This window comes from Pseudomonas sp. AC532 (assembly GCF_979258965.1).
In genome coordinates this window covers 4168453-4192731 of the sequence record NZ_OZ409888.1, presented here as the reverse complement: position 1 = coordinate 4192731, position 24279 = coordinate 4168453, and the positions used below count along the sequence as shown (strand labels likewise).

Below are 24279 nucleotides of genomic sequence, written 5' to 3'. Positions count from 1 at the left end.
GTGGACCTCAAGCCAGAAATAATCAGGCAGAATGCAAAACATTATTGCTCTGCAGGGATAATCATCAGGTGCCGACATGAATCGCTGGGAAGGACTGGACGAGTTCGTCGCCGTTGCCGAATGCGGCCAGTTCACGGCTGCCGCGCAGCGCCTGGGCCTGTCGTCATCGCAGGTGAGCCGGCAGGTCGCGCACTTGGAGGAACGCCTGCACACCCGACTGTTCTACCGCACCACGCGCAAGGTCGCGCTGACGGAAGCCGGCCAGACTTTCCTGCAGCACTGCCAGCGCCTGCAGGATGCCCGCGAAGAAGCGCTCAACGCGATAGGCGATCTCGGTAGCGAACCCAAGGGGTTGCTGCGCATGACGTGTGCGGTGGCGTATGGCGAGCGCTTCATCGTGCCACTGGTCACGGCGTTCATGTCTCGCTACCCGCGGCTTTCCGTGGATATCGAACTGAGCAATCGGACCCTGGATCTTGTGCAGGACGGCTTCGACATCGCCATTCGTCTCGGCCGCCTGCCAGACTCGCGCATGCTGGCGACACGCCTGGCTCCGCGGCGCATGTACCTGTGCGCGTCGCCTGACTACCTGCAGCGCTACGGGCGGCCGCACAGCCTCTCGGAGCTGGCGCGGCACAATTGCCTGATCGGCAGCAGCGATGTGTGGACCTTTCAGCTCGACGGCCGTGAGGCCTCCCAGCGCGTCCTCGGCAACTGGCGCTGCAACAGCGGACAGGCGGTGCTCGACGCAGCGCTCGGCGGCCTCGGGCTGTGTCAGTTGCCGGATTACTATGTGCTCGAACACCTGCGCAGCGGTGCATTGATTTCGCTGCTTGGCAATCACCAGCCCCCGAATACCGCGGTGTGGGCGCTCTATCCGCAGCAACGACACCTGTCACCCAAGGTCAGGCAGTTGATCGATGCACTGCGTGATGGGCTGAGCCAGCGCAGCGAATACGCCTGAGCCGTTTCGGTGCAGCGCAGCGCTCACAGAATGTCACAACCGCCAGCGAACCTCTGCGCCCACCAACTCGTCGTAAGTTCTGAGGCCCTGTCCGGGCCGTTGCGAACCCACCGGCACGAGGAAACGGTTATGCAGGTCATGGTCAACAGCGGAAAGCACGTCGACACCTCCATGGAGTTCAAGACAGACATTCGAGGCCGAGTCCACGATAAATTACAGCGCTATGAGGAGCACCTCACCCGCGTGGAAATTCATCTTTCTGACGAAAACGCGCTCAAGAGCGGCGCGCAGGACAAACGCTGCAAGATGGAAGCACGCATGAAAGGCCGCGATCCGGTAACCGTTTCCTCGGACGCCAGCGAGATGCAGCAGGCAATCGACGGCGCCATGAGCAAGCTCACCAGCGTGCTTGACCGCAACCTGGGCAAGAATGCCGACAAGTGGATTCACTGACAGCGGTCCGCTGATCGCAAACCCATCGCCCCTGGCGCGAACTGATAGCGGCCTGCAGCGTTACCGGTGCAGGCCGCACCATTGCCCGCAAGCGACCATCAGCGCCATCAGCTCGGCGTCAACTGCGGCCCCGCCATAAGCGCTCGAGGTAATGCAGATCTTCCGGGCGGGTGACTTTCAGGTTGTCCGCCCGGCCTTCCACCAGGCGCGGCGATTGCCCGGCCCATTCGATGGCAGAAGCCTCATCGGTCACCGCGACATCCGACACCAGCGCTTCGGCCAGTGCGCGGTGCAAGGCACCGAGACGGAACATTTGCGGCGTGTAGGCCTGCCAGATTACCGACCTGTCGATGGTTTCGCGCACCCGCCCATCACTGCCAACGCGCTTGAGCGTGTCACGCGCCGGAACCGCGAGCAGCCCGCCTACAGCATCGTCCGCCAGCTCGGCCAGCAGCAGGTCGAGATCCGACTGTGCCAGGTTGGGCCGCGCAGCGTCATGCACCAGCACCCAATCCTGCTCGCCGGCGCCCAACTCTCCCAGGCGCAACAACCCATTGAGTACCGAATCGGCACGCTGCGCACCGCCGCCGGCAATGTGGATGCGCGAGTCACGGGCGCAACCCAGGTTTGGCCAGAACGGATCGTCCTCGGCCAGACTGACTACCACGCCCAGCAGGCACGGATGGTCGAGAAAACAGTTGAGAGTATGTTCGAGAATGCTCTTGCCGCCCAGTTGCAGGTATTGCTTGGGCTTGTGGGCACGCATGCGGCTGCCGATGCCGGCGGCCGGAATCACCGCCCAGAAGGACGGCAGATCAGGGATATTCATTCAGCCAACTGATAAAGAGTTTCGCCGTCCTTGACCATGCCCAGTTCATGCCGAGCACGTTCTTCGACGGTTTCCATGCCTTTCTTGAGCTCCATCACTTCCGCTTCGAGGATGCGGTTGCGCTCGAGCAGGCGCTCATTCTCGCCTTCCTGATCGGCGATCTGCTGCTGCAGATCGGTAACCTGCGCCAGACTGCCCTCGCCGACCCACAGGCGATACTGCAGCCCTGCAAGTACCAGGACCAGAACGAGAAACAGCCAGTAGGAACTACGCATCACGGGTGAGGCACTCGGATAGGAAAGGGTCGCTGCTGCGGACATCGGACGATTCTCCCTGCGCCACCGCCATCAGACAAGACCGCGAGGTCAACTCGATGGCGCTCGGCAGGGCCCGCGTGGCGAGGTGATTGCCACCTCGCCGTGCCAGCCTACCTTAGCCGCGGAACTCGCCGCGACCACGGTACGGCGCCTTGGCGCCCAGTTGCTCTTCGATACGCAGCAGCTGGTTGTACTTGGAAACGCGGTCGGAGCGGCACAGCGAACCGGTCTTGATCTGACCAGCGGCAGTGCCGACCGCCAGGTCCGCGATGGTGCTGTCTTCGGTTTCGCCACTGCGGTGCGAGATGACCGCGGTGTAGCCGGCAGCCTTGGCCATCTGAATGGCTTCGAGGGTTTCGCTCAGCGAACCGATCTGGTTGAACTTGATCAGGATCGAGTTACCGATGCCCTTGTCGATGCCTTCCTTGAGGATCTTGGTGTTGGTCACGAACAGGTCGTCGCCGACCAGTTGCACCTTGTCGCCAATCTTGTCGGTGAGGATCTTCCAGCCGGCCCAGTCGGACTCGTCAAGGCCGTCCTCGATGGAGATGATCGGGAAACGCTCGGTCAGCCCTTTCAGGTACTCGGCGAAACCCTCGGCGTCGAACGACTTGCCTTCGCCAGACAGGTTGTACTTGCCGTCTTCGTAGAATTCGCTGGCGGCGCAGTCCAGGGCGAGGGTCACGTCGGTGCCCAGGGTGTAACCGGCGTTGGCCACGGCTTCGGCGATGGCCGACAGCGCGTCTTCGTTGGACGCCAGGTTCGGTGCGAAACCACCTTCGTCACCGACAGAGGTGCTCAGGCCACGAGCTTTGAGCACGGCCTTGAGGTGATGGAAGATCTCGGCGCCAATGCGCAGGCCGTCGGCGAAATTCTTCGCGCCCACCGGCTGCACCATGAATTCCTGGATGTCGACGTTATTGTCGGCGTGCTCGCCGCCGTTGATGATGTTCATCATCGGCACCGGCATGGAGTACTGGCCAGGCGTGCCGTTGAGGTTGGCGATGTGCGCGTACAGCGGCAGGTCCTGATCCTGGGCAGCGGCCTTGGCAGCAGCCAGGGAGACGGCGAGGATGGCGTTGGCGCCCAGGGTGGCTTTGTTCTCGGTACCGTCCAGATCGATCATGATCTTGTCCAGCGCCTTCTGGTCGACCGGATCCTTGCCCAGCAGTGCGTCACGGATTGGGCCGTTGATGTTGCCAACGGCCTTGAGAACGCCCTTGCCGAGGTAACGGCTCTTGTCGCCATCACGCAGTTCCAGCGCTTCGCGCGAACCGGTGGAAGCACCGGACGGTGCGCAAGCGCTACCGACGATGCCATTGTCGAGGATCACATCCGCTTCCACGGTGGGGTTGCCACGGGAGTCGAGAACCTCACGACCCTTGATGTCGACGATCATTGCCATTCTTGTAAGCTCTCCAGAAGTTGTCGGAAACGCACTGCTGCATTCGGCTGACAGCACCGGACATGGTCAACGACCGGCCGGGCTGACATGACAAACCCGGCCAAAAGGCCGGGCGGTGAAACGGATAAGCGAACCGCAGAAACGCCAATCAGGCGGTTTCGATCGGATCCTGACTCTTGATCAGATCATCCAGCTGCTTGAGCTGCGCAAGGAACGGCTCGAGCTTGTCCAGACGCAAGGCACAAGGGCCATCGCACTTGGCGTTTTCCGGATCCGGATGCGCCTCCAGGAACAGGCCTGCCAGCCCCTGGCTCATACCGGCCTTGGCCAGTTCGGTGACCTGGGCACGACGCCCGCCCGCAGAATCCGAACGGCCGCCCGGCATCTGCAGGGCATGGGTGACATCGAAGAACACCGGATACTCGAAGGCCTTCATGATGCCGAAGCCCAGCATGTCCACCACCAGGTTGTTGTACCCGAAGGACGAGCCACGCTCGCAGAGAATGAGCTGATCATTCCCGGCTTCGACACACTTGGCGAGAATATGTTTCATTTCCTGCGGGGCCAGGAACTGCGCCTTCTTGATATTGATCACCGCACCGGTCTTGGCCATGGCCACGACCAGGTCGGTCTGCCGAGACAGAAAAGCCGGCAGTTGAATGATGTTGCAGACGTCGGCCACCGGCTGCGCCTGATGGGGCTCGTGCACATCGGTGATCACCGGTACGCCGAAGGTCTTCTTCACTTCCTCGAAGATCTTCATGCCCTCTTCCAGGCCCGGGCCGCGGAAGGAGCTCACCGACGAACGGTTGGCCTTGTCGAAGCTCGCCTTGAACACATAAGGGATGCCCAGCTTCTCGGTAACCCGCACGTATTCTTCACAGGTACGCAGCGCCAGGTCGCGGGACTCCAGCACGTTGATGCCGCCAAACAACACGAACGGCTTGTCGTTGGCGATATCGATCGTGCCAACGCGGATGATCTTCTGCGCCATGGGTCAGGCCTTCTTCGCTTGGTGCGCCAGTGCGGCGTTGACGAAACCACTGAACAGCGGGTGGCCGTCACGCGGTGTGGAGGTGAACTCGGGGTGGAACTGGCAGGCGACGAACCACGGATGGTCCGCGCTCTCGACCACCTCGACCAGCGCGCCATCACCCGAACGACCGGTGACCTTCAGGCCAGCGTCGATCAGTTGCGGCAGCAGGTTGTTGTTGACTTCGTACCGATGGCGGTGGCGCTCGACGATCACATCCTTGCCGTAGCAGTCGTGCACCTTGGAGCCGGCCTGCAGTTGGCAGTCCTGGGCGCCGAGGCGCATGGTGCCGCCCAGATCGGACGCTTCGGTACGCTGTTCGACGCTGCCTGCGGCGTCCTGCCATTCGGTGATCAGGCCGACCACCGGGTGCTGGCTGGCAATGTCGAACTCGGTGGAGTTGGCATCGCTCCAGCCCAGGACGTTACGGGCGAATTCGATGACTGCGACCTGCATGCCCAGGCAGATGCCCAGGTAAGGGATCTTGTTCTCGCGAGCGTACTGCACGGTCTTGATCTTGCCTTCCACGCCACGCAGGCCGAAGCCGCCCGGTACCAGGATGGCGTCAACGCCCTGCAGCAGGTCGGTACCCTGGTTTTCGATGTCTTCGGAATCGATGTAGCGCAGGTTGACCTTGGTGCGGTTGCTGATACCGGCATGGCTCATCGCTTCGATCAGCGACTTGTAGGCATCGAGCAGCTCCATGTACTTGCCGACCATGGCGATGTTGACTTCTTTTTCCGGATTGAGCTTGGCATCGACCACGCGATCCCACTCCGACAGGTCCGCACCGCGGCACTCCAGAGCGAAGCGCTCGACGACAAAATCATCCAGGCCCTGCGAGTGCAGGATGCCCGGGATCTTGTAGATGGTGTCGGCGTCTTCCAACGCGATTACCGCACGCTCTTCGACGTTGGTGAACTGGGCAATCTTGCGGCGCGACGACAGGTCGATCGGGTGGTCGGAACGGCAGACCAGCACATCCGGCTGCAGGCCGATGGAGCGCAGCTCCTTGACCGAGTGCTGGGTCGGCTTGGTCTTGGTCTCGCCAGCGGTGGCGATGTACGGTACCAGGGTCAGGTGCATCAGCATGGCGCGCTTGGCGCCCACTTCGAAACGCAGTTGGCGAATCGCCTCGAGGAACGGCTGCGACTCGATGTCGCCGACCGTGCCGCCGATCTCGACCATGGCCACGTCCGCGTCGCCGGCACCCTTGATGATGCGGCGCTTGATCTCGTCGGTGATATGCGGGATGACCTGGATGGTCGCGCCCAGGTAATCGCCACGGCGCTCTTTGCGCAGCACGTCTTCGTACACGCGGCCGGTGGTGAAGTTGTTGCTCTTGGTCATCGTGGTGCGGATGAACCGCTCGTAGTGCCCCAAGTCGAGATCGGTCTCGGCGCCGTCGTGGGTGACGAACACTTCACCGTGCTGGAACGGGCTCATGGTGCCCGGATCGACGTTGATGTAGGGATCCAGTTTGAGCATCGTGACCTTCAGGCCCCGCGCCTCCAGGATGGCCGCCAAGGATGCCGAGGCGATGCCTTTCCCCAATGAAGAAACAACACCACCCGTGACGAATATGAAGCGCGTCATGAAAAACCCTAAGAAGTCAGCATTGGCGGTCAAGCCGCCGGGGAGCAGAGAAGGCCTTGGTTCACCTTAGCAAACATGGCGAACCATGCTGGCCAATAGCAAACATTCACCGCTTCGTGAGAAGCAGCAAATACCTGAATAGAGACGGGAGGGCAGTCTACCGGAAACGTCCTGACGGGGGAAGAACGCGAAGCCGCAGGCGCGGCAAAAGCTGCTGGAAAAAGCCTCCCGAAAACGCGACGAAAGACCCCGCGCACGCCACGCGGGCACACGCCTGGCTCGCATCCGCGCGTCTGAAAAGCGCCCTCTCAGGCTTCGCGCCGGGCCACAGTGAAGACCGGCGGCTGCCAGCGCAGCATGCCACCAGCGGGGCTGGCGAGCAGGTTGGCCACGGCCACGGGCCGTCCGTCGCACAACAGCAGCGGCAGCCGCCCACGCAGGAACTCCGGCATGCCGGCTTCCTGCAACAGACGCTTGAGATCACGCCGGCCACGACCCGGCACCAGGATCACCTCGCCGCCCTGCCGATAGCCGATACTCAAGCGCCCTGGCGGCGCCGCACCTTCCAGCCAGACCTTGCCGTTACCCGGCAAGGGCAGCGGTTCATCGGCCACTGCCCAGGCTTGCGCCTCGTCCGGCCAGGGCGCGTGCCACTGCGCATCGAGCCACAGCAGACGCTGGCCATGGCGACAAAGCCGACCCGATTCGAGTCGCCACTGCGGGCTGCCGTCACCTGCGGCATCACGCAGGTCGACCCAGCCCTGCCAGTGGCGACTGTCCGGCAGACGGGTAAAGCCTGCCAGCCAGTGGCGCAGCAGATTGCGCTGGCGGGCCTCGGAGAGCGGGCGTATCGCCTGTAGATCGAGACAGGGAATGCTCAGCCAGTCGAGATCCAGCTGGCCCTGCGCGACCTGCAGATCGAGCCCGGCCAGCTCTTCCAGCAACTCCAGTGCTTCGGCCTGATGCTGCGCCGCACGGGCGAGCACCTGCGGCGCCTTCGGCCAATGCGTTTGCAGGCGAGGCAGAATTTCCTGACGCAGAAAGTTGCGGGCGAACCCAGTATCACTGTTCGAGGGATCTTCTACCCAGCGTAACCCGTGAGCGGCGGCATAAGCCTCCAGCTCACGGCGCGGAACATCCAGCAGCGGTCTTACCGCGTGGCCGGCTGCCAGAGCGCGATGACCGTCCATGGCGGCCAACCCGCGCACTCCCGCGCCACGCAACAGACGGTAGAGCATGGTCTCGGCCTGATCATCCTGGTGCTGAGCCAGCAGCAGCACATCGCCCGCCCCCAGCGACGCCGCGAATGCCGCGTAGCGCGCCTCGCGAGCGGCACGCTCCAGGCTGGCACCCGCCGCGACCTGAACAGACCGAATACGCAACGGCACACCCAACTCATCACACACGCGCTGGCAATGCGCGGGCCACTCGGCAGCCGCAGCCTGCAGGCCGTGATCGACATAAATGGCCGAGATCGGCGGCAGTACCGTATGCCGAGAGGCCTGCACCAGCGCATGCAGCAGCACGGTCGAATCGAGCCCGCCGGAGAAAGCGAGCTGCCACGCGGGCGCCTCACGCCACGTAGCGAGGCGCGCAAGCAGGATCGCTTGAAGAGACATCTAGCGGATTAGCAGAGCAGCCGCGCAGGCAAGCGCACTACCCGAAGGGCAATCCGCATGCCTGCGCGGCAAGCCGGCATCAGGCGATACCGTAGCTCATCAGGCGCTCGTAACGACGGGCCAGCAGCGCGTCGGTGTCGAGCTTGCGCAGGTCGTCGAGCTGGGCGCTGAGGGTCTGGCGAATCGATTCGGCAGCAGCGGCCGGATCACGGTGTGCGCCGCCCAACGGCTCGCCGATCACCTTGTCGACGATGCCCAGCCCCTTCAAACGCTCGGCCGTGATACCCATGGCCTCCGCGGCATCCGGCGCCTTCTCGGCAGTCTTCCAGAGGATCGAGGCACAGCCTTCCGGCGAGATCACCGCGTAGGTGGAGTACTGCAGCATGTTCAGGCTGTCGCACACGCCGATGGCCAGTGCACCGCCCGAGCCGCCCTCGCCGATCACCGTGGCGATGATCGGGGTCTTCAGGCGCGCCATGACGCGCAGGTTCCATGCGATCGCTTCGCTCTGACCACGCTCCTCGGCATCGATACCCGGGTAGGCGCCCGGCGTATCGATGAAGGTCAGGATCGGCATCTTGAAGCGCTCGGCCATCTCCATCAGGCGGCAGGCCTTGCGGTAGCCTTCCGGGCGCGGCATGCCGAAGTTGCGGCGCACCTTCTCGCGCACCTCACGGCCCTTCTGGTGACCGATGACCATGGTCGGCTCGCCGTTCAGGCGGGCAACGCCACCGACGATGGCGGCGTCGTCGGAGAAGTGACGATCGCCATGCAGCTCATCGAACTCGGTGAAGATGTGCTGCAGATAGTCCAGGGTATACGGACGCTGCGGGTGACGGGCAAGCCGGGCGATCTGCCAACTGGTCAGATTACCGAAGATGCTCTCGGTGAGCGTGCTGCTCTTGTCCTGCAGGCGGGCGATTTCGTCGCCGATGTTCAGGGAGTTGTCGTTACCAACCAGGCGCAGCTCTTCAATCTTGGCTTGCAGGTCGGCAATCGGCTGTTCGAAATCGAGATAATTCGGGTTCATAGGCATCCGTCATGCGTCGACGGCCACAGGGCCGGGGAGCGTGTATCCATTTGGCGCCTACCTTATAGGAACAGGCGCATTCAGGTCGACACCTGCACGGCACTTCCGGCAGCGAATTTACCGGCAAGTGCCCCCTGGCACTCGCTCGGCAGCCCAACCCCGGGGGTTCGGTCGCGCCAGCGGCGGTCATGCGGTGTCACGGGCTTGGTGCAGGGCCGTGGCCCCGCATTTCAGCGCCGCAATTCTAGCGGTATTGCAGGAAGACGTTTTCTCGTCCGAACTGGTCACGCAAAGCTTGAATCAAGCTGTCGGCCGGATCGATTCGCCAGTCCTCGCCAAACTGCAACAAGGCCTTGGCATCGGCACCGGTGTAATCCACGGTGATCGGGCAGGCGCCACGATGGCGACGGCACAGCTCACCCAGCCAGCGTAGACGATCGCCCTTCAGGGCGGTGGCCTGTACACGCACCCGCAGGCTCTCGGCCAGGCCGGTACGCGCCTCCTCCAGGCTCATCACCCGCTTGGCGCGCAGGCGCATGCCCCCGGAGAAATCGTCGTTGCTGACCTCCCCTTCCACCACCACCAGGGCATCGCTCTGCAGCAGCGCCTGGTTGCTGGAGAACGCTTCGGCGAACAGCGAGGCCTCGATGCGCCCAGAGCGGTCGTCGAGGGTGATGAAGCCCATCTTGTCGCCCTTCTTGTTCTTCATCACCCGCAGGTTGACGATCAAGCCGGCGACTGTTTGCGTGTCACGCGCCGGCTTGAGGTCAACGATGCGCTGACGAGCAAAGCGCCGCACCTCGCTTTCGTATTCGTCGATCGGGTGGCCGGTCAAATAAAGGCCAAGGGTGTCCTTCTCGCCCTTGAGGCGCTCCTTGAGCGACAGCTCACGGGCGCGGTGATGGTTGGCATAAACATCTGCTTCGGGGCTGGCGAACACGCCACCGAACAGGTCCATATGGCCGCTGTCATGACTGCGCGCAGTCTGCTCGGCCGCCTGCACGGCCTCTTCCATCGCCGACAGCAGCACGGCGCGGTTGCGGTCGATATTGGCCTGGTAGGCCTTGAGCTCGTCGTGAAAATGCGGGCCGAGGCGGTCCAGCGCGCCACTGCGGATCAAGGCATCCATGGTGCGCTTGTTGATGCGCTTCAGGTCGACACGCGAGCAGAAGTCGAACAGGTCCTTGAACGGGCCGTCCTGGCGGGCCTCGACAATCGCCTCGACCGGGCCTTCGCCGACGCCCTTGACCGCGCCCAGACCATAAAGAATGCGCGGCACGTTGTTCGCGTCATGGCTGACGGTGAACTTGAACTCCGACGCATTCACGTCCGGCGGATCGATGCGCAACTTCATGTTGCGGCATTCCTCGATGAGGATCACCACCTTGTCGGTGTTGTGCATGTCCGCCGACAGCACCGCAGCCATGAACGGCGCCGGGTAGTGAGCCTTCAGCCAGGCAGTCTGGTAGGACACCAGGCCGTAGGCCGCAGAGTGGGATTTATTGAAACCGTAACCAGCGAACTTCTCCACCAGATCGAAGATGTTTCCCGCCAGTTCGGCATCGATGCCGTTATTGGCGCAACCTTCGATGAAGCCGCCGCGCTGCTTGGCCATTTCCTCGGGTTTCTTCTTGCCCATGGCGCGGCGCAGCATGTCCGCCTGGCCGAGGGTATACCCGCCCATGACCTGGGCGATCTGCATCACCTGTTCCTGGTAGAGGATGATCCCGTAGGTCGGCTTGAGCACCGGCTCCAGGCCCGCGTACTGATAATCGGGGTGCGGGTACGACAGCTCCGCGCGGCCGTGCTTGCGGTTGATGAAGTCATCCACCATGCCGGACTGCAGCGGGCCGGGGCGGAACAGCGCCACGAGGGCGATCATGTCTTCGAGGCAGTCGGGCTTGAGCTTCTTGATCAGCTCCTTCATGCCGCGTGATTCGAGCTGGAAGACCGCGGTGGTCTCGGCCTTCTGCAGCATCTGGTAGGTCGGCTTGTCATCCAACGGGATAAAGTCGATGTTGACCAGATTTTCTTCCGGCTCGCCGGCTGCACGTTGGTCGCGGTGGATGGTTTCCAGCGCCCATTTGATGATGGTCAGCGTACGCAGGCCCAGGAAGTCGAACTTCACCAGCCCGGCCTGCTCGACGTCGTCCTTGTCGAACTGGGTCACCAGACCGGCGCCCTCCTCGTCGCAGGCGATCGGCGAGAAGTCGGTGAGCTTGGTCGGCGCGATCACCACGCCACCGGCATGCTTGCCGGTGCCGCGCACGATGCCCTCGAGCTTGAGGGACATGTCCCAGATCTCGGCGGCCTCTTCGTCGTTCTTCAGGAAGTCGCGCAGCGGCTCTTCCATCTCGAAGGCTTTTTCCAGGGTCATGCCGACTTCGAAGGGAATCATCTTCGACAGGCGATCGGCCAGGCCGTAGGACTTGCCCTGCACCCGCGCGACGTCGCGCACTACCGCCTTGGCCGCCATCGAGCCGAAGGTGATGATCTGGCTCACCGCGTTACGGCCGTACTTCTCGGCCACGTAATCGATGACCCGGTCACGGCCATCCATGCAGAAGTCGACGTCGAAGTCGGGCATGGATACCCGCTCCGGATTGAGGAACCGTTCGAACAGCAGGTCATAGGCCAGCGGGTCGAGATCGGTGATCTTCTGCACATAGGCGACCAGCGAGCCGGCGCCTGAACCGCGCCCCGGGCCCACCGGCACGCCGTTGCTCTTGGCCCACTGGATGAAGTCCATCACGATCAGGAAGTAACCGGGGAAGCCCATCTGGATGATGATATCCAGCTCGAAATTCAGCCGGTCGATGTACACCTGCTTCTTGGCGTCGTAGTCCGGCGTGCCCTTGGGCAGCAGGACTTCCAGGCGTTCGTCCAGGCCGTCGAAGGAGACCTTGCGGAAATACTCGTCGATGGTCATGCCTTCCGGCACAGGGAAGTCGGGCAGGAAGTACTTGCCCAGCAACACTTCGATGTTGCAGCGTTTGGCGATCTCGACGGTGTTTTGCAGCGCGTCGGGCAGGTCGCTGAACAGCTCGGCCATTTCCTGCGGCGACTTCAGGTACTGCTGGTCGGAGTAGATGCGTGGCCGGCGTGGGTCGTCGAGGATGCGGCTTTCGCCGATGCAGACGCGGGTTTCGTGGGCTTCGAAGTCGCCCTGCTTCAAGAAACGCACATCGTTGGTGGCGACCAGCGGCGCGCCCAGCCTGTCGGCCAGGGCCACGGCGGCATGCACGTGTTCTTCATCGTTGACGCGACTGGTGCGCTGCACTTCCAGATAGAAACGGTCCGCGAACACCGCCTGCCATTCCTGCAGCAGCGCTTCGGCCTTGGCCTGCTCGCCATCGAGCAGCGCATGCCCGATCTCACCTTCCTTGGCGCCGGACAGCGCGATCAGTCCCTCGCTGGCAGCCTTCACCCAGTCGCGCTGGATGATCACCAGGTCATTGCTCTGACCTTCACTCCAGCCGCGCGACACCAGTTCGGTGAGGTTGCGATAGCCCTTTGGGTTCATCGCCAGCAGCGTCATGCGCGTCAGCGGGCCATCTTCGTTGGCGCTTGCAAGCCAGATATCAGCGCCGCAGATCGGCTTGATACCGGCGCCCATGGCGGCCTTGTAGAACTTCACCAGCGAGCACATGTTGCTCATGTCGGTGACCGCCACGGCAGGCATGCCCGCCCCGGCCACCGCCTTGACCAACGGCTTGACGCGAACCAGGCCATCGACCAGCGAATACTCGGTGTGCAGGCGAAGATGAACGAACGAAACAGCCATGAAGAAGCCCTGCAGGAAAAGCGACAAAACGCCGATTGTACCGTAACTGGAGCGACGTACAGCGGGCTGAATGGCTCAGTACGCGGTCACGCCGTCCAGAAGGCGACGCACCGGCGCGTAGGAGCGCCGGTGGATAGGTGTCGGGCCCAGACGCACCAGGGCCTCGAGGTGAACGGGCGTGGGGTACCCCTTGTGCAGGGCCATGCCATACCCCGGATAGAGCAGGTCGAGCTCGCGCATCTCGCGATCGCGGCTGACCTTGGCAAGGATCGACGCCGCGGCAATCGCCGGCACCTGGGCATCGCCACCGATCACTGGCGCGCTGGGCACGGACAACTTCGGGCAGCGATTGCCGTCGATCAACGCCAGCTTTGGTGTCACGCTGAGGCCTTCGACAGCGCGCTGCATGGCCAGCATGGTGGCATGCAGGATGTTCAGGCGGTCGATTTCCTCGACATCGGCGCGGGCAATGCACCAGGCCAAAGCCTTTTCTTTAATCTCGTCGAACAGTTTTTCGCGGCGTGCTTCGCTGAGCTTCTTGGAATCATTGAGGCCCAGGATCGGCCGCGCCGGATCGAGGATCACCGCCGCCGTCACCACCGCGCCGCACAGCGGGCCACGGCCCACTTCATCGACACCGGCAACCAGCTCTTCGACCGTGGCAAAATCCAGTCCCAGTTGCATCAGCCGCGCCCCAGCAGGTCGAGCACCGCCGCGGCAGCGCGCTCGGAAGCGCCGCGGCGCAAGGTGCGGTGGATCGCATCGAAACCTTCGGTCTGCACCTCGCCATCGACCAGCAGCGGCGCCACCGTGCGGGCCAGCGCATCGGCCGTGGCGGCATCCTGGATCAGCTCGGGCACGAGCAAGCGCTGCGCCAGCAGGTTGGGCAGCGAGATGTACGGGCTCTTCACCAGGCGCTTGAGGATGCGAAAGGTCATTGGCGCCACACGGTACGCCACCACCATCGGTCGCTTGTAGAGCAGCGCTTCCAGGGTCGCGGTGCCGGAGGCGATCAGCACCGCATCACAGGCGGCCAGGGCATCGTGGGAACGGCCATCGAGCAGTTGCAGCGGCAGGTCACGACCGCCGAGCATCTGCTCGACTTGCAGGCGACGCTCCGGGCTGGCACAGGGCAATACGAAGCGCACACCGGGACGCAGGCCGCGCAACCGCTCCGCCGCATCGAGAAACAGGCTGCCGAGGCGCGCCACCTCCCCGCCACGGCTGCCCGGCAACAGTGCCACCACCGGCGCGTCGACAGGTATGCCCAGCCCTTCCCGGGCAGCGGCGCGATCCGCCTGCAGAGGGATGGCGTCTGCCAACGGATGCCCGACGAAACACACAGGCACCTGGTGCGCTTCGTAGAACTGCGCCTCGAACGGAAACAGCGTGAGCATCAGGTCGCAGGCATCGCGGATCTTCAGCACGCGTTTCTGCCGCCAGGCCCACACGGAGGGACTGACGTAGTGCACGGTACGGATGCCGGCCTGGCGCAACTTGAGCTCGACTCCGAGGGTGAAGTCCGGTGCATCGATGCCGATGAACACATCGGGCTCGCGCTCGATCAGGCTGGCGATCAGGCGGCGGCGGCGCGATAGCAGTTCCGGCAGCCGACCCAGCACCTCGACCAGGCCCATGACCGCCAGGCGCTCCATGGGAAAGTCGCTGACCAGGCCCTCGGCCTGCATGCGCGGGCCGCCGACACCGATGAACTCGACATTGGGGTGGCGGGCCTTCAGAGCCTGCATCAGGCCGGAACCGAGAATATCGCCGGATGCCTCGCCAGCGACCAGCGCGACACGCAATACCTCAGCCATGGTTCAGCGCGTGATGCCGCGGCTGGAGGTCAGGATCGAGTCGCGAAACACCGCCACTTCGGAGAATTGCGTGGCCACGTCTTCAAGCTCGACCAGTGCCTCTTCGATGGTGAACCCCTGACGGTAGACGATCTTGTAGGCACGGCGCAGCGCCTGCATCGCCTCGGAGCTGAAACCACGCCGGCGCAGGCCCTCGAAGTTCATGCTGCGCGCTTCGGCAGGGTTGCCGGAGACCGTGACGTAAGCCGGAACGTCCTTGCCGATCGCCGCGCCCATGCCGGCAAAGGCATGCGCACCGATGTGGCAGAACTGATGGACCAGGGTGTAGCCGGACAGAATCGCCCAGTCGCCGATATGCACATGCCCGGCCAGCGCAACGTTGTTGACCAGAATGCAGTGGTTACCCACCACACTGTCGTGACCAATATGCGCGTAGGCCATGATCAGGTTGTGGTCACCAATGGTGGTTTCGTCACGATCCTGAACGGTGCCGCGGTGCATGGTCACGCCTTCACGGATGATGTTGTGATCACCGATGACCAGGCGCGTAGGTTCGCCCTTGTACTTGCGATCGGGGGTGTCTTCACCCAGGGAGGCGAACTGATAGATCTTGTTGTGCTTCCCGATGCGGGTTGGACCCTTGAGGATCACGTTGGGACCCAGCACGGTGCCCTCGCCTATTTCTACGTCGGGCCCAATAATCGACCAAGGGCCGACGACGACGTCGTCTGCCAGCTTGGCGCTGGGATCGATGATGGCGCGAGGGTCAATCAAACTCATAACTTGCGTTCCGCACAGATGATTTCGGCCGAGCATACTTCTTTGCCATCGACCGTGGCCTTGCATTCGAATTTCCAGATGCTGCGCTTGCTGCTGAGGAACTTGGCCTCGAGGATCAGCTGGTCGCCCGGCACCACCGGTTGACGAAAGCGTAGCTTATCGGAGCCGACAAAATAGTAGAGTGTGCCGTCGGCAGGCTTCACGTCCATCATCTTGAAGCCCAGAATACCGGCAGCTTGTGCCATGGCCTCGATGATCAAGACGCCAGGCATGATCGGGTGCTCGGGAAAGTGGCCGTTGAAGAATGGCTCGTTGACGCTGACATTCTTATAGGCACGCACGCTCTTGCCTTCAAGATCCAGATCCGTTACCCGGTCCACCAGCAGGAACGGGTAGCGGTGCGGCAAGTATTCGCGAATTTCGTTGATGTCCATCATTTCCAGAGAAGCCCGTAATAAAAAGAAGAGAGCACGGCATCAGCCGCGCTCAGGCATCAGATGAGGCATTCCCGCTCGAGGTCACGGCGCTCAGCTGTTTTTCCAACTGCTTCACACGCCGCGCCATGTCGTCCAGCTGGCGAATACGCGCCACGCTTTTCTTCCACTCGGCTGCAGGTTGCATAGCGGTACCCGAGGAATAGGCACCCGGTTCGGTGATCGAGCGGGTGACCATGGTCATGCCGGTCACGAATACGCCGTCACACACATCGATGTGTCCAACCATGCCGACGCCACCGGCGATCATGCAGTTCCTGCCGATCGAGGTGCTGCCGGAAATCCCCACGCAGGCGGCCATGGCCGTGTTGTCACCGACCTGCACGTTGTGCGCGATCATGATCTGGTTATCCAGTTTCACGCCATTGCCGATACGCGTGTCGGACAACGCGCCACGGTCCAGGGTGGTGTTGGCACCGATCTCGACATCGTCACCGATGCTTACCCCACCAATCTGGGCGATCTTCTGCCACACGCCTTTCTCGTTGGCGAAGCCGAAGCCTTCACCGCCGATGACCGCGCCGGACTGGATGACCACACGCTTGCCGATACGCACGTCGTGATAAAGCGTGACACGCGGTGCCAGCCAGCCGTCCTCACCGATCTCGGAACGCGCACCGACTACGCAGTGGGCGCCCAGTGACACACCGGCGCCGATCTTCGCGCCACTCTCGACCACCACATAGGGGCCGATGGCTGCGCTCGGATCGACCTGGGCATCCTCAGCCACCAGCGCGGTCGGGTGGACGCCCGCAGCCGCCCTGGGCTTGCGATCGAACAGGTGCGACAGCGAGGCGTAGGCCAGGTACGGATTGCCGACCACCAGTGCATTACCGGCAAACCCTTCGGCATCTGCCGCGGTCAACAGCACTGCAGCCGCTTTGCAGCTGCCAAGGTGCTTGCGGTACTGCGCATTGGCCAGGAACGTCAGCTGAGACGGGCCGGCATCCTGCAAGGTTGCCAGCCCGTCGACCGTCTGATCGGCAGCGCCACGCAAGGTGGCGCCCACCCGCTCAGCCATCTGACCGAGCGTGAAGACAGGTGTGGACATCATCAACGCATCTGATTCATGCGCTCGATGACCTGGCGAGTGATGTCGAACTGAGGTTTGACATCGATCACTGCGCCACGCTCGAGCACCAGGTCGAAGTTGCCGTTCTTGATGACGTCTTCAACCGCCTTGTCCAGGTTCGGCTTGAGCTTCTTGAGCATCTCGCGATCAGCGACGGCCTTGGATTCGTTCAGCTCCTTGGACTGGAACTGGAAGTCACGGGCCTTTTGCTTGAAGTCGAGCTCGAGACGCTCGCGCTCGGCGGTCTGCATCTTGTCGCCGTCCTTGACGATACGATCCTGAATGCGCTTGGCGTCGCTTTCCAGGGTCTTGAGCTTGTTCAGTTGCGGGCCGAACTTCTTCTCCGCATCCACCGCGTAGCGCTTGGCGGCGTCGGATTCGAGCAGGGCCATCTGATAATTGAGTACCGCGATCTTCATTTCCGCGAATGCCGGGGTCGCCAGCAGAGCAGCGCTTAACAGAACCAGTTGAGTCAACTTACGCACGGTGCAACTCCTGCAGAAAAACTGTCTTCGTGATTCATGAACAGACGCTTAGAACGTCTGACCGAGGGAGAACTGGAATACCTGGGTGTCGGCGTCGTCCGGCTTCTTGACCGGCATCGCCAGGCTGAAGCTGAGCGGGCCGAGGGCGGTGATCCAGGTCACGCCAACGCCGACCGAGCTGGCCAGATTACCGAAATCGATGTCGCAGCTGTCGCCACGGTTCTTCTGGCCGGAGCTGCAGTCGGTATCGAACACGTTACCCACGTCCCAGAACAGTGCGGTGCGCAGCGAACGCTGGTCCTTGACGAACGGCAGCGGGAACAGCAATTCAGCACCGCCCTGGATCAGCACGTTACCACCGAACGGCAGCGGGTCCTGGTCCGGATCGGCCAGCGTGCCTTCGTTACGCCCGGTACTCGGTGTACTGCGCGGGCCCAGGCTGCTGTCTTCGAAACCACGTACCGAGTTGAAGCCGCCGGCGTAGTAGTTCTCGTAGAACGGCAGCTTGCTGGTGGAGCCGAACGCCCCGCCGTAGCCCAGCTGGGTGTGGAAGCGCATGGTGTAGGTGTCGGTCAGCGGTTTGAATACCTGGCCGCGATAGTCGAGCTTGTAGAACGACAGGTCACTGCCCGGCACGGTGGTTTCGAACACCAGGCTCTGCGAGTGGCCACGGTTGGCCAGCACGCCGCGGTTCAGCGTCGACTCGGACCAACCGACCGAAGCCTTGAAGTTGACGTATTTCTCGCCTTCCTGACGGGTGAAGTCGAAGATCTCGTCGACGGTGTAGCGGCCGGTGTTGATCTCGTCCTGCTGCACGGTCAGGCCGTAGGTCAGGCGAGCGGTCTCGCTGATCGGGTAACCGATATTGACACCGGCGCCCAGGCTGTCGACCGAGTAGCTGGATACGTCGACATCGAGTTCGTCGTAGTCGGTGGTGCGGTAGAAGGCGTTGTAACCCAGGCTCACGCCATCTTCGGTCCAGTACGGATCGGTGAAGGAGAAGTTGTAGCGGCTCTGGTATTCGCTGCGGGTCAGGCCGAGGCTGACACGGTTACCACTACCCAGGAAGTTGTTCTGGGTGATCGAGCCACCAAGGATCAGGCCGGCGTTCTGGGCGAAACCCACGCTCGCCGTGATCGAACCCGAGGCCTGTTCTTCGACGCTGTAATTGACGTCGACCTGGTCATCGGTACCCGGCACCTGCGGGGTCTCGACGTTGACTTCCTTGAAGAAGCCGAGACGTTCCAGACGCGTCTTCGACTGGTCGATCAGGTAGGTCGATGCCCAGCCGCCTTCCATCTGGCGCATCTCGCGGCGCAGCACTTCGTCTTCGGTCTTGGTGTTGCCACGGAAGTTGACGCGGTTGACGTAGGCGCGCTTGCCCGGGTCGACGACAAAGGTGATCGACACCGAGTTGTCGTCATCATGCGGCTCGGGCACGCCGTTGACGTTGGCGAAGGTATAGCCCTCGTTACCCAGGCGACGGGTGATCAGCTCGCTGGTGGTCGTCATCACCTTGCGCGAGAACACCTGCCCTTCCTTGACCAGCAACAGGGCACGGACTTCTTCTTCCGGCACCTTGAGGTCGCCGGACAGTTTCACGTCACGGACGGTGTACTTCTCGCCTTCGTCGATGTTGACAGTGATGTAGACGTGCTTCTTGTCCGGGGTGATGGACACCTGGGTAGAGGTGATGTCCATGTTGATGTAGCCACGGTCCAGGTAATAGGAACGCAGGCGTTCCAGGTCACCGGAGAGCTTCTCACGGGCGTACTTGTCGTCGTTGCGGAAGAACGACAGCCAGTTGGTGGTCTTCAGCTCGAACAGGTCGCCCAGGTCTTCGTCGGAGAAGACGTTGTTGCCCACCACGTTGATGTGCTGGATGGCCGCAACGGTGCCTTCGTTGATGTTGATCTTCAGCGCCACGCGGTTACGCGGCTGGGGAATCACTTCGGCATCGATTTCCGCGGAGTAACGACCCTGGGCCACGTATTGGCGCTGCAGCTCGTTACGCACCCCCTCAAGGGTGGCGCGCTGGAAAATCTCGCCTTCGGCAAGGCCGGACTGGTTCAGCCCCTTCAACAGGTCATCGCTGCTGATGGCCTTGTTGCCTTCGATTTCGATGCTGGAGATGGACGGGCGTTCGACCACGGTGATCACCAGCACGTTGCCATCGCGGCCGAGCTGGATGTCCTGGAAGAAGCCGGTCTTGAACAGCTCGCGGGTCGCCTCGACCAGCGTGCGGTCGTCGGCCGCCTCGCCCACGTTCAGGGGCAGCGCACCGAACAGGCTGCCGGCGGAGACGCGCTGGAGGCCGTTGACGCGGATATCGGAGATGGTGAAGGACTCAGCGTGAACTTCGGCGATCATCAATGCGGCAAGCACCGCAGGTAGCAGCAGACGTTTCATGAAGTCCTTTCTTATTCCAACTAACGATAAGAAATCAGTCGTTCGAGACGAAAGATATGTAATACAGCAGAGGTCACAGGCGCCCCAGGTCGTTGACCAGAGCCAGCAGCATCACCCCGATCACCAGGCTGATGCCGATTTGCATCCCCCAACCCTGCACCCGTTCGGAGAGCGGACGACCGCGCACCCATTCGACCAGGTAATAAAGCAGATGCCCCCCATCCAGAACCGGAATCGGCAGCAAATTGAGAACGCCCAGACTGATGCTCAGGTAGGCGAGGAAATTCAAAAAATCCCCGAGGCCCGACTCGGCCGAAGCGCCCGCCACTTTAGCAATGGTTATCGGCCCGCTCAAGTTTTTTACCGAGAGCTCGCCGAAGAGCATTTTCTTCAGCGAATCCAAGGTCAGAACGCTCATCGTCCAAGTGCGTGATGCCGCTTCGCCTACGGCCTCGAGCGGGCCGTAGCTGACCTCGCGAAGCATGTTCGCCGGCCACTGCGCGGAGGCGACACCAGCCCCCAGGTAACCGCTGAGCGCTTCACCTTCCCCGCGACTGGCCAGGGTGACGGGCACGTCCAGGCGCTGGCCGTCACGTTCCACGGCAAGCGATACCGCCTGGCCCGGCAGGCCGCGAACGCGGTCGACCAGGTCCTGCCAATCAACCAGTGGCTGCTCGTTCAGCGCCAGCAGACGGTCACCCAGACGCAGGCCAGCGGCTTGCGCCGGGCCTTCAGGGTCGAACTCGGCCAGCACTGGCGCCAGGCTCGGCCGCCAGGGGCGGATACCCAGCGAGGCAATCGGATCCGGCTCGTTGGCGCCGCGCAACCAGTTGTCGAGCTGGACGCGATGAAGCGTATCGGCGCCACCATCGGTGTGACGCGTGGCGATCATCAGTTCGCCGCTCTCGCCAAGACGCCGCACCAGTTGCAGGTTCACCGCAGACCAGCCAGAGGTCGCCTTGCCGTTGATCGAGACGATCTCCTCACCAGGCTGCAGGCCGGCGACCTGTGCCAGGCTGCCGGACTCCACCGCACCGATCACCGGGCGCACCTGCTGGCTACCAAGCATGGCCACCAGCCAGAAAAACACCAGCGCCAGGGCGAAGTTGGCGGCCGGTCCCGCTGCCACGATGGCAATGCGCTGGCCGACGGTCTTGCGGTTGAACGATTGCTCGGCCAGGGAAGCAGGAACATCGCCTTCGCGCTCGTCGAGCATCTTCACATAGCCGCCAAGCGGAATGGCGGCGATCACGAATTCGGTACCCTGGCGGTCATGCCAGCGCACCAGTGGTGTGCCGAAGCCCACCGAAAAGCGCAGCACCTTGACGCCACAGCGCCGGGCTACCCAGAAATGACCGTACTCATGAAAGGTCACCAGCACCCCGAGCGCCACCAGGGTACCGACGATCATATACAGTGCGCTCATGCCACCTCTCCACGTTTCAACCACTGCCCGGCGAGCTCCCGCGCACGGCGGTCAGCGTCGAGCACGGCGTCGAGACACTCCACCGCAACGGTTGGCTCGGCCTCGAGAACGCCGCCAATGATACGCGCGATATCGGTGAAGCGAATCCGCCGTTCGAGAAAGGCCGCCACGGCCACCTCGTTCGCCGCGTTGAGCATGGCCGGCGCACTGCCGCCCGCCGCCGCCGCCTCACGCGCCAGCCGCAGACAGGGAAAGCGCACGTCATCAGGCGCCTGGAAATCCAGGCGCGCGATGCCAAGCAGGTCCAGCGGGGCAACACCGGAATCGATGCGTTGCGGCCAGGCCAGGGCATGGGCGATGGGCGTGCGCATGTCGGGATTGCCGAGTTGGGCGAGTACCGAGCCGTCGATATAATCGACCAGGGAATGAATCACGCTTTGCGGGTGGATCACCACCTCGACCTGATCCGCGCGCGCATCGAACAACCAGCAGGCCTCGATCAGCTCCAGGCCCTTGTTCATCATGCTGGCCGAGTCCACGGAAATCTTGCGCCCCATCGACCAGTTGGGGTGGGCACAGGCCTGCTCGGGGGTGACCGCATGCAACGCTTCAGGTGCGGTCTCGCGGAACGGGCCGCCGGACGCCGTCAGCAGGATGCGCCGCACGCCGACCGGCGCCAGGCCGCGGGCGTAATCATGGGGCAGGCACTGAAAAATCGCGTTGTGCTCGCTGTCGATCGGCAACAGCACGGCGCCGCTCTGGCGCACCGCGCGCATGAACAGCGCGCCCGACATCACCAGCGCTTCCTTGTTGGCGAGCAGAACTTTTTTGCCGGCCTCGACTGCCGCCAGCGTCGGCTTGAGGCCTGCGGCACCGACGATGGCTGCCATCACCGCGTCCACCTCGGCATGTGCCGAGACTTCACACAGCCCCGCCTCGCCGAACAGAACGCGGGTATCGAGCCCGGCAAGGCGCAGGCGCGCCTGCAGATCATTCGCCGCCTGCACGTCCGCGACCACGGCAAAGCTCGGTCGATGCGCGACGCACAGCGCCTCGAGTTCGGCCACCCGGCTGAACGCGGTCAGGGCAAACACCTGATAGCGGTCAGGGTGACGGGCGATGACGTCGAGGGTGCTGAGGCCGATGGAGCCAGTGGCGCCAAGCACGGTGATGCGTTGAATCTGACTCACAATGTGCCCCAGCCTGCCAGCAACAGCAGCACCGCAAATACCGGTACGGCCGCCGTCAGGCTATCGATTCGATCGAGTACGCCGCCATGCCCAGGCAGCAGGTTGCTGCTGTCCTTGATGCCCGACTGGCGCTTGAACATGCTTTCGGTCAGGTCGCCGACCACGGAAATCAGCACCACCAACGCGGCAGCCGGAAGCGCCAGCAGGAACTCGCCAGGGGTCCAGCCACGGTAGAGGCCGACGATCACGGTCAGCAGCAGGCTGAGCAGCAGACCACCGATCAGGCCTTCCCAACTCTTGCCGGGACTGACACGCGGCGCCAGCTTGCGCTTGCCGAAACGCTTGCCGGAGAAATAAGCGCCGACATCCGCCACCCAGACCAGCGCCATGACGGCCAGGATCAGCCAGTTGGCCAACGGCCACTGCTTGACCATCACCAACCCTTGCCAGGCCGGCACGAGAATCAACAGGCCGATCAGCAGGCAGCCTGGCAGGCCACCCCAGTAACGGCTGCTGTGCGGATAATTGAGCACCAGAAAGGTGGCGAATGCCCACCACACGAAGCCCATACCCAGAACCCAGGGCGCCAGCGCTGGCAGGCCGTGCAGCAGATACAGCAGCAACGCCACCAGCGTCGCGTAGGCGATGCGCAGCGGCTGGCTGGCGAAACCGGCCAGCCGCGCCCACTCCCAGGCCCCCAGCACGACCACCACAGCGATGAACAGAGCGAACGCGCCGCCGTCGAGGTAAAAGAACCCGGCAAGGGCGATCGGCAACAGGATCAGCGCCGTAATGATTCGTTGTTTGAGCATCAGGCGCGGGCCTCGGCTTCTATTTGTTCACTGGTTTTACCAAAACGCCGCTGCCGCTTGGCAAAGTCCAGCAGCGCCGCGCGCATGGCGTCGTGCTTGAAATCCGGCCACAGCAGGTCGGAGAAATACAGCTCGCTGTATGCCATCTGCCAGAGCAGGAAATTGCTCACCCGGTGTTCGCCGCCGGTGCGGATGCACAGGTCCGGCAGCGGCAGTTCGCCGGTGACCAGACAACCCTGCAGCAAGCGCGGCGTGATGTCCTCGGGCTGCAGGTGGCCGCCCTGAACTTCTCGCGCAAGCCGCTGAGCCGCCTGGGCGATGTCCCACTGGCCACCGTAGTTCGCTGCGATCTGCAGGATGAAGCGCTTTTCACCGGTGCCACCCGAGGTCCTGGCTTCGGCCTCACGCATGGCCGCCTGCAGCTCAGGATGGAAGCGCGAACGGTCACCGATGATGCGCAGGCTGATGCCGTTCTCGTCGAGCTTGCGGGTTTCCCGACGCAAGGCACTGAGAAACAGCTCCATCAGCGCGCCGACTTCTTCGGCAGGCCGTTGCCAGTTCTCGCTGGAGAACGCAAACAGGGTCAACACCTCGACACCCGATTCGGCGCACACCTCGATGACCGCGCGCACCGCATCGACACCCGCTTTGTGCCCGGCCACGCCGGGCAGCAGGCGCTTGCGCGCCCAGCGGTTATTACCGTCCATAATGATCGCCACGTGCCGTGGAACGGCCATCACGGCACTGACTTTGGGATTGTCCAT

General features: G+C 63.0%; 21 protein-coding genes. 2 read left to right on the top strand and 19 right to left on the bottom strand.

Annotation, left to right across the window (positions count from 1 at the left end; genetic code table 11):
• Positions 1-76: 76 nt before the first annotated feature.
• Together ACZ0AV_RS19465 and ACZ0AV_RS19460 are read left to right on the top strand one after the other, a co-directional pair.
• Positions 77-964, top strand: a complete 888-nt coding sequence (locus tag ACZ0AV_RS19465; RefSeq protein ID WP_499152550.1) for a LysR substrate-binding domain-containing protein — start codon at positions 77-79, stop codon at positions 962-964.
• 129 nt (positions 965-1093) lie between these two features.
• Positions 1094-1417: an HPF/RaiA family ribosome-associated protein gene (locus ACZ0AV_RS19460; protein ID WP_499152549.1), complete on the top strand. Its 324-nt coding sequence runs from the start codon at positions 1094-1096 to the stop codon at positions 1415-1417.
• Between the two features lie 118 nt (positions 1418-1535).
• Here the strand turns inward: ACZ0AV_RS19460 and ispD are convergent, their stop codons facing one another.
• The 19 genes from ispD to uppS all read right to left on the bottom strand — a co-directional run bounded on the left by ispD (position 1536) and on the right by uppS (position 24279).
• Entirely contained in the window at positions 1536-2246 is a 711-nt protein-coding gene (ispD, locus tag ACZ0AV_RS19455) for a 2-C-methyl-D-erythritol 4-phosphate cytidylyltransferase (RefSeq protein WP_499152548.1), read from the bottom strand.
• Positions 2243-2521 carry a cell division protein FtsB gene (gene ftsB / locus ACZ0AV_RS19450; RefSeq protein ID WP_042555190.1) on the bottom strand — a complete coding sequence of 93 codons (279 nt, stop codon included), beginning with the start codon at positions 2519-2521 and terminating at the stop codon, positions 2243-2245. The genes ispD and ftsB overlap by 4 nt, the downstream gene beginning before the upstream one ends.
• Positions 2522-2678: 157 nt before the next feature.
• Positions 2679-3968: a phosphopyruvate hydratase gene (gene eno / locus ACZ0AV_RS19445; protein WP_499152547.1), complete on the bottom strand. Its 1290-nt coding sequence runs from the start codon at positions 3966-3968 to the stop codon at positions 2679-2681.
• A gap of 148 nt (positions 3969-4116) precedes the next feature.
• Positions 4117-4962: a 3-deoxy-8-phosphooctulonate synthase gene (gene kdsA, locus ACZ0AV_RS19440; RefSeq protein ID WP_499152546.1), complete on the bottom strand. Its 846-nt coding sequence runs from the start codon at positions 4960-4962 to the stop codon at positions 4117-4119.
• A gap of 3 nt (positions 4963-4965) precedes the next feature.
• Positions 4966-6597: a CTP synthase gene (pyrG, locus tag ACZ0AV_RS19435; protein WP_499152545.1), complete on the bottom strand. Its 1632-nt coding sequence runs from the start codon at positions 6595-6597 to the stop codon at positions 4966-4968.
• 308 nt (positions 6598-6905) lie between these two features.
• Positions 6906-8216, bottom strand: coding sequence for a tRNA lysidine(34) synthetase TilS (tilS, locus tag ACZ0AV_RS19430; protein ID WP_499152544.1), 1311 nt, complete (start codon positions 8214-8216; stop codon positions 6906-6908).
• A gap of 79 nt (positions 8217-8295) precedes the next feature.
• On the bottom strand, positions 8296-9246 hold the full coding sequence (locus tag ACZ0AV_RS19425) for an acetyl-CoA carboxylase carboxyltransferase subunit alpha (RefSeq protein WP_499152543.1): 951 nt from the start codon (positions 9244-9246) through the stop codon (positions 8296-8298).
• A gap of 244 nt (positions 9247-9490) precedes the next feature.
• Positions 9491-13030 carry a DNA polymerase III subunit alpha gene (gene dnaE, locus ACZ0AV_RS19420; RefSeq protein WP_499152542.1) on the bottom strand — a complete coding sequence of 1180 codons (3540 nt, stop codon included), beginning with the start codon at positions 13028-13030 and terminating at the stop codon, positions 9491-9493.
• Positions 13031-13105: 75 nt separating this feature from the next.
• Positions 13106-13714 (bottom strand): ribonuclease HII, encoded by a 609-nt coding sequence (gene rnhB / locus ACZ0AV_RS19415; protein ID WP_499152541.1) that lies wholly within the window; start codon positions 13712-13714, stop codon positions 13106-13108.
• Entirely contained in the window at positions 13714-14847 is a 1134-nt protein-coding gene (gene lpxB / locus ACZ0AV_RS19410) for a lipid-A-disaccharide synthase (protein ID WP_499152540.1), read from the bottom strand. Before lpxB ends, rnhB begins: the two co-directional genes overlap by 1 nt.
• Before the next feature lie 3 nt (positions 14848-14850).
• Positions 14851-15627, bottom strand: coding sequence for an acyl-ACP--UDP-N-acetylglucosamine O-acyltransferase (gene lpxA / locus ACZ0AV_RS19405; protein WP_070882237.1), 777 nt, complete (start codon positions 15625-15627; stop codon positions 14851-14853).
• Complete coding sequence (fabZ, locus tag ACZ0AV_RS19400; protein WP_042555181.1) at positions 15624-16064, bottom strand: 3-hydroxyacyl-ACP dehydratase FabZ; 441 nt, start codon at positions 16062-16064, stop codon at positions 15624-15626. The genes lpxA and fabZ overlap by 4 nt, the downstream gene beginning before the upstream one ends.
• Positions 16065-16113: 49 nt before the next feature.
• On the bottom strand, positions 16114-17175 hold the full coding sequence (lpxD, locus tag ACZ0AV_RS19395; RefSeq protein WP_499152539.1) for a UDP-3-O-(3-hydroxymyristoyl)glucosamine N-acyltransferase: 1062 nt from the start codon (positions 17173-17175) through the stop codon (positions 16114-16116).
• A complete protein-coding gene (locus tag ACZ0AV_RS19390; protein WP_499152538.1) occupies positions 17175-17678 on the bottom strand; it encodes an OmpH/Skp family outer membrane protein in 504 nt (167 codons plus the stop codon). Before ACZ0AV_RS19390 ends, lpxD begins: the two co-directional genes overlap by 1 nt.
• A gap of 48 nt (positions 17679-17726) precedes the next feature.
• The gene (gene bamA, locus ACZ0AV_RS19385; RefSeq protein WP_499152537.1) at positions 17727-20087 is read right to left on the bottom strand and encodes an outer membrane protein assembly factor BamA; all 2361 of its coding nucleotides are present in this window, start codon (positions 20085-20087) and stop codon (positions 17727-17729) included.
• 73 nt (positions 20088-20160) lie between these two features.
• Positions 20161-21513 (bottom strand): RIP metalloprotease RseP, encoded by a 1353-nt coding sequence (gene rseP / locus ACZ0AV_RS19380; protein ID WP_499152536.1) that lies wholly within the window; start codon positions 21511-21513, stop codon positions 20161-20163.
• The gene (gene ispC / locus ACZ0AV_RS19375; RefSeq protein WP_499152535.1) at positions 21510-22703 is read right to left on the bottom strand and encodes a 1-deoxy-D-xylulose-5-phosphate reductoisomerase; all 1194 of its coding nucleotides are present in this window, start codon (positions 22701-22703) and stop codon (positions 21510-21512) included. Before ispC ends, rseP begins: the two co-directional genes overlap by 4 nt.
• Positions 22700-23515 carry a phosphatidate cytidylyltransferase gene (locus ACZ0AV_RS19370; RefSeq protein WP_499152534.1) on the bottom strand — a complete coding sequence of 272 codons (816 nt, stop codon included), beginning with the start codon at positions 23513-23515 and terminating at the stop codon, positions 22700-22702. The genes ispC and ACZ0AV_RS19370 overlap by 4 nt, the downstream gene beginning before the upstream one ends.
• Positions 23515-24279 carry a polyprenyl diphosphate synthase gene (uppS, locus tag ACZ0AV_RS19365; protein ID WP_499152533.1) on the bottom strand — a complete coding sequence of 255 codons (765 nt, stop codon included), beginning with the start codon at positions 24277-24279 and terminating at the stop codon, positions 23515-23517. Before uppS ends, ACZ0AV_RS19370 begins: the two co-directional genes overlap by 1 nt.

Coding starts and splice junctions, on each gene's coding strand:
- ACZ0AV_RS19465 (WP_499152550.1), top strand. CDS start 77: ATGAATCGCTGGGAAGGACTGGACGAGTTCGTCGCCGTTGCCGAATGC.
- ACZ0AV_RS19460 (WP_499152549.1), top strand. CDS start 1,094: ATGCAGGTCATGGTCAACAGCGGAAAGCACGTCGACACCTCCATGGAG.
- ispD (WP_499152548.1), bottom strand. CDS start 2,246: ATGAATATCCCTGATCTGCCGTCCTTCTGGGCGGTGATTCCGGCCGCC.
- ftsB (WP_042555190.1), bottom strand. CDS start 2,521: ATGCGTAGTTCCTACTGGCTGTTTCTCGTTCTGGTCCTGGTACTTGCA.
- eno (WP_499152547.1), bottom strand. CDS start 3,968: ATGGCAATGATCGTCGACATCAAGGGTCGTGAGGTTCTCGACTCCCGT.
- kdsA (WP_499152546.1), bottom strand. CDS start 4,962: ATGGCGCAGAAGATCATCCGCGTTGGCACGATCGATATCGCCAACGAC.
- pyrG (WP_499152545.1), bottom strand. CDS start 6,597: ATGACGCGCTTCATATTCGTCACGGGTGGTGTTGTTTCTTCATTGGGG.
- tilS (WP_499152544.1), bottom strand. CDS start 8,216: ATGTCTCTTCAAGCGATCCTGCTTGCGCGCCTCGCTACGTGGCGTGAG.
- ACZ0AV_RS19425 (WP_499152543.1), bottom strand. CDS start 9,246: ATGAACCCGAATTATCTCGATTTCGAACAGCCGATTGCCGACCTGCAA.
- dnaE (WP_499152542.1), bottom strand. CDS start 13,030: ATGGCTGTTTCGTTCGTTCATCTTCGCCTGCACACCGAGTATTCGCTG.
- rnhB (WP_499152541.1), bottom strand. CDS start 13,714: ATGCAACTGGGACTGGATTTTGCCACGGTCGAAGAGCTGGTTGCCGGT.
- lpxB (WP_499152540.1), bottom strand. CDS start 14,847: ATGGCTGAGGTATTGCGTGTCGCGCTGGTCGCTGGCGAGGCATCCGGC.
- lpxA (WP_070882237.1), bottom strand. CDS start 15,627: ATGAGTTTGATTGACCCTCGCGCCATCATCGATCCCAGCGCCAAGCTG.
- fabZ (WP_042555181.1), bottom strand. CDS start 16,064: ATGATGGACATCAACGAAATTCGCGAATACTTGCCGCACCGCTACCCG.
- lpxD (WP_499152539.1), bottom strand. CDS start 17,175: ATGATGTCCACACCTGTCTTCACGCTCGGTCAGATGGCTGAGCGGGTG.
- bamA (WP_499152537.1), bottom strand. CDS start 20,087: ATGAAACGTCTGCTGCTACCTGCGGTGCTTGCCGCATTGATGATCGCC.
- rseP (WP_499152536.1), bottom strand. CDS start 21,513: ATGAGCGCACTGTATATGATCGTCGGTACCCTGGTGGCGCTCGGGGTG.
- ACZ0AV_RS19370 (WP_499152534.1), bottom strand. CDS start 23,515: ATGCTCAAACAACGAATCATTACGGCGCTGATCCTGTTGCCGATCGCC.
- uppS (WP_499152533.1), bottom strand. CDS start 24,279: ATGGACAATCCCAAAGTCAGTGCCGTGATGGCCGTTCCACGGCACGTG.